At 36.6% G+C, this 396-nt stretch carries 1 protein-coding gene; it reads right to left on the bottom strand.

The features are described 5' to 3' along the window. Nucleotides 1-256: hypothetical protein (locus GQ594_RS11910; RefSeq protein ID WP_202112598.1), on the bottom strand; the 256-nt coding region annotated here is incomplete at its 3' end. Nucleotides 257-396 lie beyond the last annotated feature (140 nt).

Genomic DNA, 396 nt, shown 5'->3' with positions numbered 1-396 from the left:
TAAATATAAACAAGCTAATCCAAGTCAGTATACCCCGAAAATTTTCAAACATGCCACCACGGATCTCTAAATAGCGATCGTTATAAGCATAGTAAGGGCCAATAGGGCGAGGGTGATTACTGACGGATTCTTGCGTGTAATCTTTTTGAACCTCTTTTAGCGTCATATCGCCACTGGTATAGCCCATTTTTAATTTTTTGCGAGTTTCGGCTTTTATAGCACTACCAAACCATAATAAAAATTCACCAACGTACATCGATTTTACATCCTGTTGTTATTATTTTAAAAAATGGTTTTTATATTAAGAATTACCATAATCAACGCGTTTTCCTGTTTTTTCATCACGCACACACCATTGCAAACGGCTATCTAATAGAGCTTGTTGTACCTTAGGGG

This window comes from Gilliamella sp. Pra-s52 (genome assembly GCF_009795805.1).
GTDB lineage: Bacteria > Pseudomonadota > Gammaproteobacteria > Enterobacterales > Orbaceae > Gilliamella.
Note: the sequence above shows the minus strand (reverse complement) of the source record. Positions and strands in the feature narration are given on the sequence as shown.